Genomic DNA, 15813 nt, shown 5'->3' on the forward strand with positions numbered 1-15813 from the left:
CTCACCTGCCTTCGAGCAACTCGGTGATCTCAGGCCGCGGGTCGTGGCCCTTCATCGCCTCGGCGTAGGCCTCGAGTGCTGCCCGCGCCTTCTCGTCGAGCTTCTCCGGGACCGCCGCCTCCAGCGTGACCAGCAGGTCGCCCTGCGCGCCGTCCCGCTTCTGGATGCCCTTTCCGCGCACTCGCAACACTCGGCCGCTCGCGGTACCCGCAGGCACCTTCAGCGACACCTTGCCTTCGAGGGTCGGCACGGTGACCGTGGTGCCCAGCGCGAGTTCGGTGAAGTCCACTGGAACGGTGAGCGTGAGGTTGAGGTCCTTGCGCCCGAACAGCTTGTGCGGGGCCACGTGCACGCGCACGTACAGGTCGCCCGCCTGCGCGCCGCCGCGCCCGGGTTCGCCCTGGCCGGCCAGCCGAATCCTCTGGTCGTCCTTCACGCCCGGCGGGATGCGCACGGTGAGCGTGCGGGTGCGGGTGCTGATGCCCTCGCCGCCGCACTCCGGGCACGGGTCGTCGATGATCTTGCCCCGGCCGCGGCAATCCTGGCACGGCTCGGAGAACGCGAACGCGCCCTGGCTGCGGCTGACCAGCCCGGATCCGCTGCAGGTCGGGCAGACCCGCGGCGCGGTGCCCGGCTTCGCGCCGTTGCCGCCGCACGTGCTGCAGGTGGCCGGGCTCGACAGCCGCAACGGCAGCGTCGCGCCCTTCACCGACTCGAGGAAATCGATCCGTACGTCGGTCTCGACGTCCGCGCCGCGCTGCGGCCGGTTCGCCGTCGCGCCGGCGGCACCGCCCCGGCCGCGGCCGAAAATGCCGCCGAGGATGTCGCCGAGCCCGCCGAATCCGCCCTGCTGGCCCTGCGCGCCTGCCTGGTTGAACAGGTCGCTCATGTCGAAGCCGCCCGCGCCGCCACCGCCGGGGAATCCGCCGAATCCGCCCGCGCCGCCGGAGCCGAAGAGCGTGCGCGCCTCGTCATACTCCTTGCGCTTGGCCGGATCGGACAGCACGCCGTACGCCTCGGACACGGCCTTGAACTTGTTCTCGGCCGCGGTGTTGCCCGCGTTGGCGTCCGGGTGGTTTTCCTTCGCCAGCTTGCGGTAAGCCTTCTTGATCTCGTCCGCGGTCGCGTCGGAGGAGACACCCAGCTCTTTGTAGAAGTCCTTGCCGATCCACTCCCGAGCACTCATCGGGTGTCTCCTCCTTTCGCTGCAAACCGATTGTTACTGCTGGCCGGACTCATCGACCGAACCGTCGAGCGGCAGTTCGCCGCCGACCGACCCGTCCACCGGCGGTTCCGCCGGAGCCTCGCCGGGCTCGTGGTCGGTCACGCCGACCAGCGCCGCCCGCAGCACCCGCTCGCCGAAGCGATAGCCGCGGCGCATGACGAGGGTGACCGTCGGGCCCTTCACGTCCGGGGACGTGCTGTGCTGCACGGCCTCGTGGACGCTCGGGTCGAATTCCTCGCCCTCGGTCCCGAACGCTTCCAGGCCGGACCGCTCCAGGCTGCTGACCAGCTTGTCGGCCACCGCCTTGAACGCGCCGGTGAGGTCACCGTGCTGCTCCGCGCGCTGGAGGTCGTCCAGCAGCGGCAGCAGATCGCCGACCACGGACGCCTTCGCGCCCTGCACCACGGCCTCGCGGTCGCGGTCGACCCGCTTGCGGTAGTTCGCGTACTCCGCCTGCAGACGCTGCAGGTCGGCAGTGCGCTCGGACAGTTGCTTCTCGACATCCGAGGTGGCTGAAACGGCCTCGTCCACGGAATCGCCCAGCGAGGGGCCCGAGGGCTCCTCGCCGGCCGGAGTCTCCTCCGCGGCGGGCGGGCGGACCTCGCCGGTCTGCGGGTCCACCCGTCGCCGATCCCGCACGACTACCGGTTCCTCGGGGCCAGGACCCTCGGTCTCGGAGTGGCGGGGGGTCACTTCTTCTCGTCCTCTTCCACGATCTCGGCGTCGACCACGTCGTCCGCCTTCGACTTCGGAGCGTCGCCCGCGGCACCCGCGGCGCCGGCCGCGCCCTCAGCGCCCGGGGCGCCTTCGGCTCCGGCGTTCGCGTACAGCGCGCTGCCCAGCTCCTGCGAAGCGGTGTTCAGCTTCTCGATGGACTCGCGGATCTTGGCCGAGTCGGTGCCCTTGAGCGCCTCGTTCGCCTCGTCGATCGCGGTCTTCACCTTGCCCTTGAGGTCCTCGGGCAGCTTGTCCTCGTTGTCCTTGACGAACTTCTCGGTCTGGTAGACCAGCGTCTCGGCCTGGTTGCGGGTCTCGGCCTCGTCGCGGCGCTTCTTGTCCTCTTCGGCGTGCGCCTCGGCGTCCTTGACCATGCGCTCGATGTCGTCCTTCGGCAGCGCGGAGCCGCCGGTGATCGTCATCGACTGTTCCTTGTTCGTGCCGAGGTCCTTCGCGGTCACGTGCACGATGCCGTTGGCGTCGATGTCGAAGGTGACCTCGATCTGCGGCACGCCGCGCGGGGCGGGCGGAAGACCGGTCAGCTCGAACATGCCGAGCTTCTTGTTCGCCGCGGCGATTTCGCGCTCGCCCTGGAACACCTGGATCTGCACCGACGGCTGGTTGTCGTCCGCCGTCGAGAAGATCTCGGACCGCTTGGTCGGGATAGTGGTGTTGCGCTCGATCAGCTTGGTGAAGACGCCGCCCTTGGTCTCGATGCCCAGCGACAGCGGGGTCACGTCGAGCAGCAGGACGTCCTTGACCTCGCCCTTGAGCACGCCGGCCTGCAGCGCGGCGCCCACGGCGACGACCTCGTCCGGGTTCACGCCCTTGTTCGGCTCGCGGCCGCCGGTCAGCTCCTTGACCAGGTCGGACACGGCCGGCATGCGGGTGGAACCGCCGACGAGGACCACGTGGTCGATGTCGCCGACCGCGATGCCCGCGTCCCGGATCACGTTGTTGAACGGCTGCCGGGTGCGCTCCAGCAGGTCCGAGGTGATCTTCTGGAACTCGGCGCGCGACAGCGTCTCGTCGAGGAACAGCGGGTTCTTGTCGCCGTCCACCGTGATGTAGGGCAGGTTGATGCTGGCGGAGTTGGAGCTGGACAGCTCGATCTTCGCCTTCTCGGCCGCCTCGCGGATGCGCTGCAGCGCCATCTTGTCCTTGGTCAGGTCAATGCCGTTGGTGGCCTTGAACTTGTCGACCAGCCAGGTGACGATGCGCTCGTCCCAGTCGTCGCCGCCGAGGTGGTTGTCGCCCGAGGTGGCGCGCACCTCCACGACGCCCTCGCCGATCTCCAGCAGCGAGACGTCGAACGTGCCGCCGCCGAGGTCGAAGACCAGGATGGTCTGTTCCTTCTCGCCCTTGTCCAGGCCGTAGGCCAGCGCGGCCGCGGTCGGCTCGTTCACGATCCGGAGCACGTTCAGGCCGGCGATCTGGCCGGCCTCCTTGGTGGCCTGGCGCTGCGCGTCCTCGAAGTACGCCGGGACGGTGATCACCGCGTCGGTGATCTCCTCGCCGAGGTAGGCCTCAGCGTCGCGCTTGAGCTTCATCAGCACGCGGGCGCTGATCTCCTGCGGCGTGTAGCCCTTGCCGTCGATCTCGGTCTTCCAGTCGGTGCCGATGTGCCGCTTCACGGACCGGATCGTGCGGTCGACGTTCGTGACGGCCTGGTTCTTCGCCGGCTGGCCCGTCAGCACTTCGCCGTTCTTGGCGAAGGCGACGATGGACGGGGTGGTACGGGAGCCTTCCGAGTTGGCGATGACCGTCGGCTCGCCGCCCTCAAGGACGGCGACGACCGAGTTGGTCGTGCCGAGGTCGATGCCGACCGCTCGCGCCATGGTGCTTCCTCTCGTATTCTGTCCAGTACTGATGCTATGTTCGTGACCTGCGGTTTCGAGGCACTCTTGAGTACCTTCTTAGCAGGTTCCGCCGGTCTCGCGCTCGGCCCGGTCCCTCAGACTTGAGCCGACCGCACTCAACCTTGCTCTCAGGATAACGGGCAACCACCCGAACTTGTTCCCGGGTTCACCCGCAGAATTCGCCCCACCGGGGTGTGACGCCACTCACCAGATACCTGGCCTCGGCACGCCGCACGCACTCGGAGTTGAGCAGCCCGGTGTGGCCGTCGCCGAGGTACGTGAGCAGCGTCGATCCGTCGATGCTCGCGGCCAGCCCGTGCGCCCACGGCAACGGCGTCGCCGGGTCGTGCGCACCGCCCACGACGAGGATCGGCGGGGCGCCGTGCACCGGATGCGGCTGCGGCGGGTTCAACGCGGGAACCGGCCATCCGGTGCAGCCCGCGGAGAGGTCCCAGTACTCGGTGTAGCGCCAGCTGTGCGGGGCGACCGCGCGGATCGTCCTCGCCGCCGCGCGCAGGTCCGCCGGGCCGGTGAACGGCGACGGGAAGTCCTGGCAGCCGATCGAGCGGTACGCGCCGTAGGTGTCGCTGGCGAACGACGAGTTGGTCGCGAGCGCGCTCGCGTCCGGGTCCGCCAGCGCGCGGCTCAGGGCCGGCCATTCGGCGGGGAGATAGAGGTGGCCGTACGCGCCGGAGGCCAGTTCCTCGCCGGTTGCCTTGCGGCCCAACGCTTTCGCGTACGCGCCGTGGGTGACGAGGTCGTCGTAGCGGGCGAGCGCGTTCTTGCCGTGCAGCGCGCAGTCGGCCGAGCGGTCGCACCACGAGGCGAACCGCAGCAAGGAGTCTTCGGTAGCGGCGGCTTCCTCGATCATCGCCTGCCACGTCGGCCGGGCGTGGTCCACCGCGCCGTCGAGCACCATCGTGCGCACCCGGTCCGGATGCTTCGACGCGTACACCGCGCCCAATTCGGTGCCGTACGAGACGCCGAGCCAGGAGATCTTCTGCTCGCCAAGCGCACTGCGAATCCCGTCGATGTCTTCGGCGGCGCTTTGCGTGTCGACGTGTCCGAGCATCGGGCCGGTCTTGGCGAGACAGTCCTCGCCCGCCGCGCGGTTGTGCGCGACGAAGGCGTCGTATTGCTGGTTCGTGGCCGGGAAGAGACCGATCTTCGGGTCGTACAGCTTCGACTGGTCGCAGCTGATCTTCGGATCGCTGAACCACACGCCGCGCGGGTCGAAGCCGATGATGTCGAAGCGGTCCAGCAACGGTTTCCGCGCCGATCCGATGACTTTGGTGTCGAGTCCGCCGAAGCGCACGAAGCCGACGCCGGAGCCACCCGGCCCGCCCGGGTTGACCAGCAGCGAACCGATCCGGTGTTTCTGATCGGCCGCGGGCAGCCGGGTGAGCGGGATGTGCGCGACACCCGTCTCCGGATGGGCGCGGTCGATCGGCACCTCGATCTGGCTGCACTGCGCGGTCGGTTCCTGCTCGGTCCCGCACGGCGTCCAGGTCAACGCCGGAGTCGGTGCGCTGACCAGCGGAAGCGCGGCCAGCACAGCAGCGGCAAGGTTCATGCCCGGCGCACCTGCGCGGCCCGGTCCTCGGCGGCCGTGCGAAGCACGACGGTTTCGGCGTTCCGGACCACCCCCTGCTGCACCGGAACTTCCACCACCGCGACCGGAGTCGTGGCCTGCGGCTCAGGCGAGTGGCCGAGCGCCGCGGTGATCGCGAACGCCCCCACCGCGCCCGCCAGCACCGCGGCCAGCAGCCGCGTTTCGAGTTTGCGCATGATGTGTCTGTTCTCCCCTTCAGACGGCCTTGACGGTGACACTGCCGCTGTCGGTGTTCAGCTCGAGCGTCTTCGTGTCCGGGCCGGAGTTCTGCGGAATGTCGATGCTGCGGTGGCCGTTCTCGCTGTTGCCGGTGACCTGGTAGGACCCGTTACGCGGCACGGTGAGCGCGATCCGGCCGGAGTCGGCCTGCGCCTTGACGGCGTTGGGCTGGGTGAGCGCAAGCTCGATCCGCCCGCTGCCCGCGGAAACGTCGACCGGCCCGCGCAGTCCGTCGCCCTCGATCCGGCCGGACTGGCTGTGCACCTGCACCTCGCCGACGTTGTGCAGTTCGGCGGCGCCGCTGTCCAGCCTGAGCTTGACCAGCCCGGGAACGTCCTGCACCTGAGCCCGCCCGGAATCGGCGGTGACGTCGACGCTGCCGACGCCCGCGAAGTCCAGCGTGCCGGAGTCGGAGCTGCCCGTGACCGGGACGCCGGCCGGGACGATCAGCTCGAGGTCGGCGGTGCAGTTGCGGCCGCAGTCGACGATGACGAGCTGGTCGCCGTCGACGCGGTAGGCGTCGCCGGGCTGGCCGCTGAAGTGGTAGCGAAGGGTCTGATGCACCCGGGCCGCGCCGGGCGCGGTGCGGATGCGGACGTCGCCCGAGCCGTTCTCCAGCTTCACCGAGCGGATCTCCTGCGTCAGCGTCGCATCCCGCGAAACCGTGGACCCGAACCCCCACCCGCCGAATCCGATCGCCACCCCAACGCCGATCACCGCGATGCCGGCCAGTGCCAGAAGCGGGCGTGCCATGTCTGTTCCCCTCAGTACCACTCTCGGCTGTCTCGAGAGACGTTAGAAGGTGCGGACCCCCGGGGACATCCGGTAAACCCCCCGAAACATCCCTGAGGCGGCGTCGCTCAACCCAGGGTCCTAACCTGGCGACCGGAGAGCCCCGTGGATCAGGAGGAACCCATGCCCCAGCCGCCCAATCCGTACGACTACCTGCCGTCGGTTCCCTCGTTCACCCTGCGCAGCACGGACATCGCCGACGGAGAGACGCTGGCCCAGCCGCAGCTGTCGGGCATCTTCGGCGCCGGCGGGGAGGACCGGTCGCCGCAGCTGGCGTGGGAAGGCTTCCCGGAAGGCACCCGCAGCTTCGCGGTGACGGTGTACGACCCGGACGCCCCGACGGCCAGCGGTTTCTGGCACTGGGCGGTGTTCAACCTCCCGGCCTCGGTGACGTCGCTCGAGGGCGGCGCGGGGGATGCCGCGGGGTCGGGACTGCCTTCGGGCGCGGTCACGCTTAAGGGTGATGGCGGGGTTCGCCAGTACCTGGGAGCCGCGCCGCCTCCCGGGCACGGGCCGCACCGGTATTTCTTCGTGGTGCACGCGCTGGATGTGGAGACGCTGGAGATTCCGGAGGACGCTACGCCCGCGTTCCTGGGGTTCAACCTGTTCGGCCACACGCTGGGGCGGGCCACGCTGGTGCCGGTTTACGAGAACAAGGGCTGAAGGTTCGATGGGGGGAGCCGGGGGTGGAGGTTGCGGACGGCGTGGACTTTCCGCAACCTCTGCCCGACACCGCGGGCGCCGCGTGGTCGGGAACCTCGGCCGCCACCGTTGGCCGCTCGACGACGGCGAAGAGGTCGGCGATTTCTACCTCATCGAGGTAGAAGGCGACCTGGCGCGCCCGGTCCTGGAATGGGACAAGCACCCGCACTGCGCTTGGTTCGGAGAGGAAGACCTGGACCGGCTCCTGGTGAACTGCGCACCCGGCGACACCTTGATCCGGGACGTCGTGGCCGCCGCCCTCTCCGTCCACAGCGGACCTACCGGAGAGACTCCCGGTTGACCCCCTCGCGTTCGAGGAACCGGCCCTTCGTGTGCTCCTCGAACCCGAACTGCCGGTACAACCCGTGCGCGTCCGCCGTGTGCAGCATCCATCGGAACGGCGCGCCCGGCCCGTTGTCGATCATCTCGCGCACGAGTTCCTTGCCCAGTCCGCTCCCGCGCGCGGACTCGACCACGAACACGTCGCCGAGATACGCCGAGGTCACGCCGTCGGAGAAGGCTCGCGCGAAGCCGACCTGCCGTCCGTCCGCGCGCGAGTAGGCCCCGACGACCCGCCACGATCCGGCGATCGCCGCTTCCACCTGGTCTCGCGTCCGCCATCGGCCCCAATAGGCCTCGGTGGACAGGAATTCCCACAGCACGTCGAGGTCGAGCCGCTCCCGCCGGTCGTCGACCTCGTATTCACCCACGACCCTCATGCCCGGCAAGCTAGCCGACCGCTTCCCGGAAACTCCACCGAATTCAGGCGGGTTTGAGGAGATAGTCCACCACCGGGCGCAGCTCCTCCGCGGACGGCGGTTCGTCGTCGATCAGTCCCTGGATCAGCAGTCCGTCGATGCCCGCGAGGAACACACGGAACGCGACCTCGTCGTCGTGCCGGACCATCGACGTCAGGACATCCAGCCAGCGTCGCGCGGCCGGGCGCAGTTCGGGTTTGCGCGCGGCCAGCAGGTACAGCTCGTACTCCGCCATCGTGCGACCACGGCGGGGACCCAGCGCCTCGGCGAGCAGGCCGGCCACTTCTTCGGCGCCTCGGCTGCCGCGCGACCGGGCGCGGTCGATCATCCAGTACACCTCGGTCGCCATGTCGCGCGCGCACGAGATGAGCGTCGCCACGAGTAGGTCGTCCAGCGAGGAGAAGTGATAGGTCGTGGACGTCGTCGGCACCCCGGCTTCCAAAGCGACCGTGCGGTGCGTGACCCCTGCGACGCCGTCGCGTTCGATCACTCGCAGGGTCGCTTCGATGATCTCCGTGCGCCGCTTCTCGCCGCGGATCTTGCGGCCGTCGGTCTGGATTTTCACGACTGGCTCCCGACCTCGATGAGCACCACCCCGCCGACCACGAGCACCAGCCCGGAGATCACCGCGAGGTTGATCGGTTCCTTCAAGAACAGCACGCCGACCAGCGCGACCAGCGCCACGCCCGCCGCCGCCCAGATCGCGTAGGCCACCCCGATCGGCAGCCCAAGCTTCAGCACCCGCGACAGCGCGAAGAACGCCAAGCCGTACCCGACCACCACGAGGATCGACGGCGTCAGGCGCGAGAAACCCTCGGAGAGCTTGAGCGAAACAGTGGCGGTCACTTCTGCGGCGATGGCCAAAGCGAGGTACAAGTAAGCACCCATAGCAAAACAAAGTACCTGAACGATCGTCCCACTTGCTAGCGAGGCGTGCACCACATCGGTGGGACTTGGGACCGTCGGACCGGTTACCCATCAGTAAGAAGCGTTACCCTGCTCGGCACCGGCGCGCTCGCGCGGCGGCACCACCACACCGGACGAAAGGCACCCGACGATGGGCGCTGTACAGCTGACGCTCGGGGGGATTTCCGTCCTCCTGGGCATCGTCGCCTGGGGAATGTTCATCGCGACCATTGCCCGCTTCGTGCGGGTGATCAAGCTCGGCCAGCCGGACGCGACGCGCAACGGCCCCTTTGTGCCGCGGATGATCACCCTGGTCAAGGAGTTCGCGGCGCACACCCGCATGGCGAAGTTCCGCCAGGTAGCGCCCTGGCACTGGCTCGTCATGTGGGGCTTCCTGATCGGGTCGCTCGCGCTGTTCGAGGCCTACGGCGAGGTGTTCGTCCCGACCTGGGGCTGGCCGATCCTCGAGGACTGGTCGCTGTGGAGCCTCCTGATGGAGCTGCTCGGCGTCGGCACGGTCGTCGGCGGCGTCGCGCTCGCGATCATCCGGCAGCTGAACCACCCGCGCCGGGCCGACCGGCTGTCGCGCTTCGCGGGCTCGAACTTCAAGTGGGCCTACTTCGTCGAGGCCGTGGTGATCGTCGAGGGCATCGGCATCATCGGCGTGCGCGCCGGCAAGGCCGCGATGCACGTCCACGAGACGCCGACCTGGGCCGCGTTCGTCTCGAACCCGCTCAGCGAGCTGCTGCCTTCGAGCGCGGCGCTGGTTTCGGTGTTCGCCTTCATCAAGCTGATGAGCGCGACGGTCTGGCTGATCGTCGTGGCCCGCACGATGACCATGGGCATCGCCTGGCACCGGTTCAGCGCGTTCTTCAACATCTACTTCAAGCGCGAGGCCGACGGCGGCGTCGCGCTCGGCGCGGTCAAGCCGATGATGAGCAAGGGCAAGGTGCTCGACCTCGAAGAAGCCGATCCGGACGAGGACACCTTCGGCGTCGGCGCGATCGAGGACTTCAGCTGGAAGGGCTGGCTGGACTTCTCCACCTGCACCGAATGCGGCCGTTGCCAGTCGCAGTGCCCGGCGTGGAACACCGGCAAGCCGCTGTCGCCGAAGCTGCTCATCACGCAGCTTCGCGATCACGCCTACGCGAAGGCGCCGTACCTGCTCGCGGGCGGTAAGCGCGACATGGCTGGCGACGAAGTTGGGTTGTCCGGCGACAACATGTACGCGGGCATTGACGTCCTCGCGATCGCTGAGTCGCAGAAGGCGCTCGTCGGCGATGACGGCGGCGTCATCGATCCGGACGTCCTGTGGTCCTGCACCTCCTGCGGTGCGTGCGTCGAGCAGTGCCCGGTGGACATCGAGCACGTCGACCACATCGTCGACATGCGCCGCTACCAGGTGATGATCGAGTCGTCGTTCCCCACGGAGCTGAACGGCATGTTCAAGAACCTGGAGAACAAGGGCAACCCGTGGGGCCAGAACGCCAAGGACCGTCTGCAGTGGACGGAGGACCTCGACTTCGAGGTTCCGGTGTTCGACGGCGACCTGGGCGACGCGGAGTACCTGTTCTGGGTCGGCTGCGCCGGCGCGTTCGAGGACCGCGCGAAGAAGACCACTCGCGCGGTGGCCGAGCTGCTGCACATCGCGGGTGTGAAGTACACCGTGCTCGGCTCGGAGGAGTCCTGCACCGGTGACCCGGCTCGCCGCGCGGGCAACGAGTTCCTGTTCCAGATGCTGGCGCAGCAGAACGTCGAGGTGCTGAACTCGGTGTTCGAGGGCCGGGAACGCAAGGCGCGCAAGGTGGTCGTCACCTGTGCGCACTGCTTCAACACCCTCGCCAACGAGTACCCGGAGCTGGGCGGCCAGTTCGACGTCGTGCACCACACGCAGCTGCTGAACCGCCTGGTGCGGGAGAAGCACCTGACGCCGGTCGCGCCGGTCGCCGAGGACGTCACCTACCACGACCCCTGCTACCTGGGCCGGCACAACAAGGTCTACGACGCTCCGCGCGAGCTCGTCGGCGCGTCCGGTGCGCAGCTGCGCGAAATGCCGCGGCACGGCGACCGGTCGATGTGCTGTGGCGCGGGCGGCGCGCGGATGTGGATGGAAGAGAAGATCGGCAAGCGGATCAACGTCGAGCGCGTGGACGAGGCGCTCGGCACCGCTCCGTCGAAGATCGCCACCGGCTGCCCGTTCTGCCGCGTGATGCTCACCGACGGCGTCACCTCGCGCCAGAGCGACGGGCTGGCGAGCGAGAAGGTCGAGGTCGTGGACGTCGCGCAGCTGCTGCTCACCGCGGTGAAGCGCAAGCCGGAGCCGGCGCTGGTCGCCTCGGGCGCGCCGTCGCTCGACGAATCGGACGCGGAGCTGTCGGCCAAGCCGGACGTCCCGACCGACGAGAAGCCGACCGGAACGCCGTTGCCCGAGGGCGACGACTGACTCGGTCAGCACTGAAGACGGCCCTTCCAGCCTCGCGCTGGAGGGGCCGTTTTCGTCTGGGGCCATTAGGCTTTCCCGGGTGAGCGACGAATCCGAGGGCGGCGGCGAAAGCACTCTCACCGTGGTTCTGGCCGGCGGGGTGAACCTGGCCATCGCGGTGCTGAAGCTCGTCGCGGGCATCGTCACCGGATCGGGCGCGATGCTGTCGGAGGCCGCGCATTCGGTCGCCGACACCATCACCGAGGTGCTGCTGCTCACCGCGTTGAAGCGGTCGGAGCGACCGGCCGATCGCCGCCATCCGTTCGGATACGGCAAGGAGCGGTACTTCTGGTCGCTGCTGGCCGCGGTATCCATCTTCGCGTCCGGCGCGGTTTTCGCGCTGTACGAAGGATTCGCCACCGTTTTCGGGGAAGGCGGGGAGCAGACCAAACCGATCGTCGGCTACATCGTGCTGGCGATCGCGTTCGCGCTCGAATCGGTGTCCTGGACGCAGGCGGTCCGTCAGGTCCGCCGCGACGCGAAGGCCGAGCAGCGGCCGTTCTTCGCCTACCTGCGGATGATCGACGATCCGGCCCCGAAGACCGTGCTGTTCGAGGACTCGGCCGCGCTGATCGGCCTGCTGCTCGCGTTCGCCGGGATCGGGCTGCACCAGCTGACCGGTTCGGACGTGTGGGACGGCATCGCGTCGATCCTCATCGGCGTGCTGCTGGCGTGCGTCGCGTACCTGCTCGGCAGCACGAACCGCGGTCTGCTGGTCGGCCGTCAGGCGGATCCGCGCCTGGTCCGCGGCATCCGGGACCACCTCGGGGACGCGCCGGAGATCGACGCGCTGGTGGATCTGCAGACCATGCTGATGGGCACCGACCACGTCCTGGTCTGCGCCCGGGTGGACTTCGACGACGCTCTCGGCGCCGCCGACCTGGAACGCGCGTGCGTGCGGATGGCGGACGAGCTGAGCGAGCGGTTCCCGGACGTCGCGGAGGTGTTCATCGAACCGGTGCCGCGGACGGATCCGAAGCTGCGCGCGACCGTGCTGGCCCGGTACGGCCTCCCGCCGCGGCCGACTCAGTAGCCGAAGTCCTGCGTCCAGTACCAGCCGTCCGTCGCGACGCCGACGCCCAGTTTCGTCAGCGAGCAGTTGAGGATGTTCTTGCGGTGCCCGCTGGAGTTCATCCACATCTGCATCACCTGGTCCGCGCTGGTCGCGCCCTTGGCGATGTTCTCCGCGCCCGGCTTGGAGTATCCGGCGGCGGTGATGCGGTCGGCGAAGCTGTCGCCTTCCGGGGTGTCGTGGGAAAAGTAGTCGCGGTTGGACATGTCGTCGCTGTGTCCCTGCGCGGCTTTGTCGAGGTGCGATTCCTCGGTCACCGGGTCGCAGCCCGCCTTGCCCCGCTCGTCGTTGACCAGGCTGATGACCTGACCGGCCAGCGTCGGCGAGCTGCGCGGCTTCGGCGACGGCTTCGCGCTGCTGCTCGTCGGAGTGTCCTCTTTGGACTCTTCGGTGGGCGGAGGCGGCGGCGCGGGCTTGGCCGACGTCGACGGGGTCGTCGTGGTCGCGGGTGCGCTGGAGCTCGGTGTCGCCGACGTGGAGGACGCCGGCGACACCGCGAAGGGCCGCAACGCACCTGCGGACAGCCCGTCGTTGCGCGTTTCCGGGACAGCGACGCTCAGTGTTTCGAGGTGCCCGGAGCGCAGCGCGAAGGTTCCGCCAGCCGCTCCGAGCCCCCCGAAGAGAACACTGAGAGTCACACTCACGACCCGGACGCGCACACTAATGGAGGACACAGCCGCGGAAACTATCACGAACTGATTACGATGGTTACCTCCAAATGGCGCAGCGGCCGGAGACCCACTACCCAGCGTCGAGAACCTCGATGTACCCGTCGGTCCCGTTGACCCGGATCCGCTGGCCGTCCTTGAGCAGCCGCGTCGCGCCTTGGACCCCGACGACCGCGGGCAAGCCGTACTCCCGCGCGATCACCGCGCCGTGCGTCATCAGGCCGCCGACCTCGGTCACCAGGCCGGTGATCGCGACGAACAGCGGCGACCAGCTCGGATCCGTGTACGCCGTGACGAGGATGTCGCCCGGTTCGAGGTCCGCGTCGGCGAGGTCCAGGATGACGCGGGCGCGTCCTTCGATGGTCCCGGCGGACACCGGCAGGCCAACCAGCGCGCCCTCGGGCAGATCGTCGCGCCGGTAGCTTCCGGAAACCGCGTCGCCGTCGGAGGTCAGGACCCGGGGCGGCGTCAGCGATTCGTAGGACCGGAAGGCTTCCTTGCGCTGCTGGATCAGCTCGCGGTCTACCTCGTTAGTCCGGACGACCTCCTGGAATTCCTGCAGCCGCAAGAAAAAGACGTCCTCCGGCTCGTCGAGCACCCCGGCCCGTACCAGCCGCGCGGCCTCGCCCAGCAAGGCCTGCTTGTACACGAAATAGCGGCTGATCATGCCGTACTTCGGGTACTCGCGGTATCCGGTGAACGTCCGGACGCGCTCGATCATGCGCTCGGTTTCTTCGGCCTTCGCCTCGCCGTCCGGCAAGGCGCGCAAGCGTTCCAGCACTTCCTGTGCCTTGTCCAACGCTTCCCGCCGCCCTTGTTCAAAGCGACGCTGTCCGGCTCCCGGCTCGAAGTTTTTGATGTTGGACAACAACATCGGCACCAGCGCGACCGGCTGTTCGCTCCAGCGCGGGCGGGTAATGTCGATCTCGCCGACGCAGCGCATGCCGTACTTGTCGAGGTACCCCTGGATCGCCGCGCGCGATTCCTCCCCGCCGGCCAGCTTGGGCAACTCCTCAAGGAAGCCGTTGTCCTCCACGTCCTGCAGGAACGCGACGACCTCGGGATGCGTCCGCAGCACGTCCGCGACGTCGAGAAGCGCCAGTCCCATCTCCGCGGTGATGTTGTGCGGAACTGACTGGGTGAGCGTGTCGGCGACGTTCTTCTCGCCGAGCCAGTCCTGCAGGTGGTCATTGAGCCACCAGGAAGCCTGCATCGCCGCGGTGAACACCTCATGGCTGCGCGGATCGAAGAGAATCCGGCGCAGTTCCTTGAAGTCCTCGAAGACGAAGTCGAGCAGCTCGCTGCCGGACTTCGTCGCGATTTCGCGCCGCAGCTCGGTGATCGAAGCCTCGTTGTGCTGGATCAACTCGGTGACGACGGCCGGATCGGTCTCGATGGTGGCCGGTGCGGCACCGGGGACCGGCTGGCCGGGTCCGTCGTCCTCGGCCAGCGGGATGAAGCCGTCGCGGGAGAGGACGGTCGCCAGCGCGTCGCCCATCAGCGGGTCGGATTTCCCGGCCATCTCAAGGAAACTGGTGCGGCTCTTGGGCACGGTCAGCAGCGCGGTGGCGTCCGCGAACAGCCGTCCGCCCGCCTCGGCCATCGGCCGCGGGGTCGTCAACTGCCAGACCGACAGGCCGAGCGGCTTCATCGCGTCGGTCATCATCTGCTGGTGGCCGACGGAAACGTAGACGTGGTTGCCCTCGTCGCTGGCCTCCGGGATCGGGAACAACGTCGTGATAGGGCGGCTTTGGACGATCTGGAACTCGTCGTCGGCCAGGCACCATTCGATGTCCTGCGGACCGCCGAAATGCGCTTCGATCGTGCGGCCGAGTTCGACGAGCCGAAGCACCTGCTCGTCGGTCAGCGCGGCCTGTTCCTGCTGGTCCGCGGCGATCAGCTGCTCTTCGGTGCCGCCGCCCTCGACGGCCAGGATGGCGCGCTGTTTGGCGGCGATCGCCTTCTCGATGATCGCGCCGTCGCGCACCTGGTAGCTGTCGGCGTTGACCAGGCCGGACACCAGCGCCTCGCCGAGGCCGAAGCTGGCCTCCACGGTGGCGATCTTCCGGTTGGACGTCACCGGGTCGGCAGTGAAGGCGACCCCGGCCACCTGCGGGAAAACCATCTGCTGCACGACCACGGCCATGTGGACTTTCCGGTGGTCAAAGCCATTGCGCAGCCGGTAGGTCACCGCGCGTTCGGTGAACAGCGACGCCCAGCACCGGCTGACGTGCCGCAGCACCGCCTCCGCGCCGATGACGTTCAGGTAGGTGTCCTGCTGACCAGCGAAGGAGGCTCCCGGGAGGTCTTCCGCGGTCGCGCTCGACCGGACCGCGTAGGCGCGGCCGTCCACCAGCGCGTCGGTGATCTCCGCCGCCAGATCGTCCGGAATGGCGACGGCTTCGAGCGCCTGCCGGACCTCCGCGCTGCCTTCGCTGATCGCGTCCCGGTCGTCCGGATTCAGGTTCGACAACCGCTCCAGCGGCTTCGCCAGTTCCGGTGCGTTCTCCATGATCCGCTCGAACGCGTCCGTCGTCACGCAAAAGCCGGGCGGCACGCGGACCCCGTCGATCCGCTCGAGTTCGCCCAGGTGCGCGCCCTTGCCTCCGACGATCGCGACCTGCTCCTGGTCGATCTCCTGGAGCCCGAGCACGTAGCTGCCCATTCGTTCGTTTCCCCCGTCTGTGGTCGTTCTCGGCTGGAGATTCTGCGGTACCACCCGGGTCTTGCGGCAAGTCCCCCGATGCGTTATAAGTTAAATACGGCAGGGAGACGAGTTCTCTTCTGCCTTTTCTTTTTCC

At 68.5% G+C, this 15813-nt stretch carries 15 protein-coding genes; 4 read left to right on the forward strand and 11 right to left on the reverse strand.

Annotated features, from left to right (window positions below; genetic code table 11):
- Position 1: 1 nt before the first annotated feature.
- The 6 genes from dnaJ to ABD156_RS44245 form a co-directional block, all read right to left on the reverse strand.
- Complete coding sequence (gene dnaJ, locus ABD156_RS44220; protein WP_344287577.1) at positions 2 to 1186, reverse strand: molecular chaperone DnaJ; 1185 nt, start codon at positions 1184 to 1186, stop codon at positions 2 to 4.
- Positions 1187 to 1219: 33 nt separating this feature from the next.
- The gene (gene grpE, locus ABD156_RS44225; protein ID WP_344287579.1) at positions 1220 to 1918 is read right to left on the reverse strand and encodes a nucleotide exchange factor GrpE; all 699 of its coding nucleotides are present in this window, start codon (positions 1916 to 1918) and stop codon (positions 1220 to 1222) included.
- Positions 1915 to 3780: a molecular chaperone DnaK gene (gene dnaK / locus ABD156_RS44230; RefSeq protein WP_344287581.1), complete on the reverse strand. Its 1866-nt coding sequence runs from the start codon at positions 3778 to 3780 to the stop codon at positions 1915 to 1917. Before dnaK ends, grpE begins: the two co-directional genes overlap by 4 nt.
- Before the next feature lie 187 nt (positions 3781 to 3967).
- Entirely contained in the window at positions 3968 to 5374 is a 1407-nt protein-coding gene (locus ABD156_RS44235; protein WP_344287583.1) for an alpha/beta hydrolase, read from the reverse strand.
- Complete coding sequence (locus ABD156_RS44240; RefSeq protein ID WP_344287585.1) at positions 5371 to 5589, reverse strand: hypothetical protein; 219 nt, start codon at positions 5587 to 5589, stop codon at positions 5371 to 5373. The genes ABD156_RS44235 and ABD156_RS44240 overlap by 4 nt, the downstream gene beginning before the upstream one ends.
- A 19-nt stretch (positions 5590 to 5608) precedes the next feature.
- Positions 5609 to 6385 carry a DUF4097 family beta strand repeat-containing protein gene (locus ABD156_RS44245; RefSeq protein WP_344287587.1) on the reverse strand — a complete coding sequence of 259 codons (777 nt, stop codon included), beginning with the start codon at positions 6383 to 6385 and terminating at the stop codon, positions 5609 to 5611.
- 162 nt (positions 6386 to 6547) lie between these two features.
- On the opposite strand from ABD156_RS44245, the gene ABD156_RS44250 reads away from it, so the two are divergent.
- Both ABD156_RS44250 and ABD156_RS44255 read left to right on the forward strand, forming a co-directional pair.
- Positions 6548 to 7087 carry a YbhB/YbcL family Raf kinase inhibitor-like protein gene (locus ABD156_RS44250; protein WP_344287589.1) on the forward strand — a complete coding sequence of 180 codons (540 nt, stop codon included), beginning with the start codon at positions 6548 to 6550 and terminating at the stop codon, positions 7085 to 7087.
- 82 nt (positions 7088 to 7169) lie between these two features.
- Complete coding sequence (locus ABD156_RS44255; RefSeq protein WP_344287591.1) at positions 7170 to 7427, forward strand: hypothetical protein; 258 nt, start codon at positions 7170 to 7172, stop codon at positions 7425 to 7427.
- Here the strand turns inward: ABD156_RS44255 and ABD156_RS44260 are convergent.
- From ABD156_RS44260 to ABD156_RS44270, 3 genes are read right to left on the reverse strand one after another with little or no spacing between them, the layout of a single operon-like run.
- The gene (locus tag ABD156_RS44260) at positions 7405 to 7845 is read right to left on the reverse strand and encodes a GNAT family N-acetyltransferase (RefSeq protein WP_344287593.1); all 441 of its coding nucleotides are present in this window, start codon (positions 7843 to 7845) and stop codon (positions 7405 to 7407) included. The genes ABD156_RS44255 and ABD156_RS44260 overlap by 23 nt on opposite strands.
- Positions 7846 to 7888: 43 nt before the next feature.
- Complete coding sequence (locus tag ABD156_RS44265) at positions 7889 to 8449, reverse strand: TetR/AcrR family transcriptional regulator (protein ID WP_344287595.1); 561 nt, start codon at positions 8447 to 8449, stop codon at positions 7889 to 7891.
- On the reverse strand, positions 8446 to 8772 hold the full coding sequence (locus ABD156_RS44270) for a DMT family transporter (protein ID WP_344287597.1): 327 nt from the start codon (positions 8770 to 8772) through the stop codon (positions 8446 to 8448). Before ABD156_RS44270 ends, ABD156_RS44265 begins: the two co-directional genes overlap by 4 nt.
- 169 nt (positions 8773 to 8941) lie before the next feature.
- On the opposite strand from ABD156_RS44270, the gene ABD156_RS44275 reads away from it, so the two are divergent.
- Both ABD156_RS44275 and ABD156_RS44280 read left to right on the forward strand, forming a co-directional pair.
- Positions 8942 to 11233, forward strand: coding sequence for a (Fe-S)-binding protein (locus ABD156_RS44275; RefSeq protein ID WP_344287598.1), 2292 nt, complete (start codon positions 8942 to 8944; stop codon positions 11231 to 11233).
- A gap of 79 nt (positions 11234 to 11312) precedes the next feature.
- Positions 11313 to 12305: a cation diffusion facilitator family transporter gene (locus ABD156_RS44280; RefSeq protein WP_344287599.1), complete on the forward strand. Its 993-nt coding sequence runs from the start codon at positions 11313 to 11315 to the stop codon at positions 12303 to 12305.
- Here ABD156_RS44280 and ABD156_RS44285 read toward each other — a convergent pair.
- Together ABD156_RS44285 and rph are read right to left on the reverse strand one after the other, a co-directional pair.
- Positions 12299 to 12982 (reverse strand): CAP domain-containing protein, encoded by a 684-nt coding sequence (locus ABD156_RS44285; protein ID WP_344287601.1) that lies wholly within the window; start codon positions 12980 to 12982, stop codon positions 12299 to 12301. The two genes, ABD156_RS44280 and ABD156_RS44285, sit on opposite strands and share 7 nt — an antisense overlap.
- A gap of 103 nt (positions 12983 to 13085) precedes the next feature.
- Positions 13086 to 15677: a rifamycin-inactivating phosphotransferase gene (gene rph / locus ABD156_RS44290; protein ID WP_344287602.1), complete on the reverse strand. Its 2592-nt coding sequence runs from the start codon at positions 15675 to 15677 to the stop codon at positions 13086 to 13088.
- Positions 15678 to 15813: the final 136 nt, after the last annotated feature.

It is taken from the genome of Amycolatopsis albidoflavus, from assembly GCF_039525725.1.
In the GTDB taxonomy this organism is placed as follows: Bacteria; Actinomycetota; Actinomycetes; order Mycobacteriales; family Pseudonocardiaceae; genus Amycolatopsis; species Amycolatopsis albidoflava.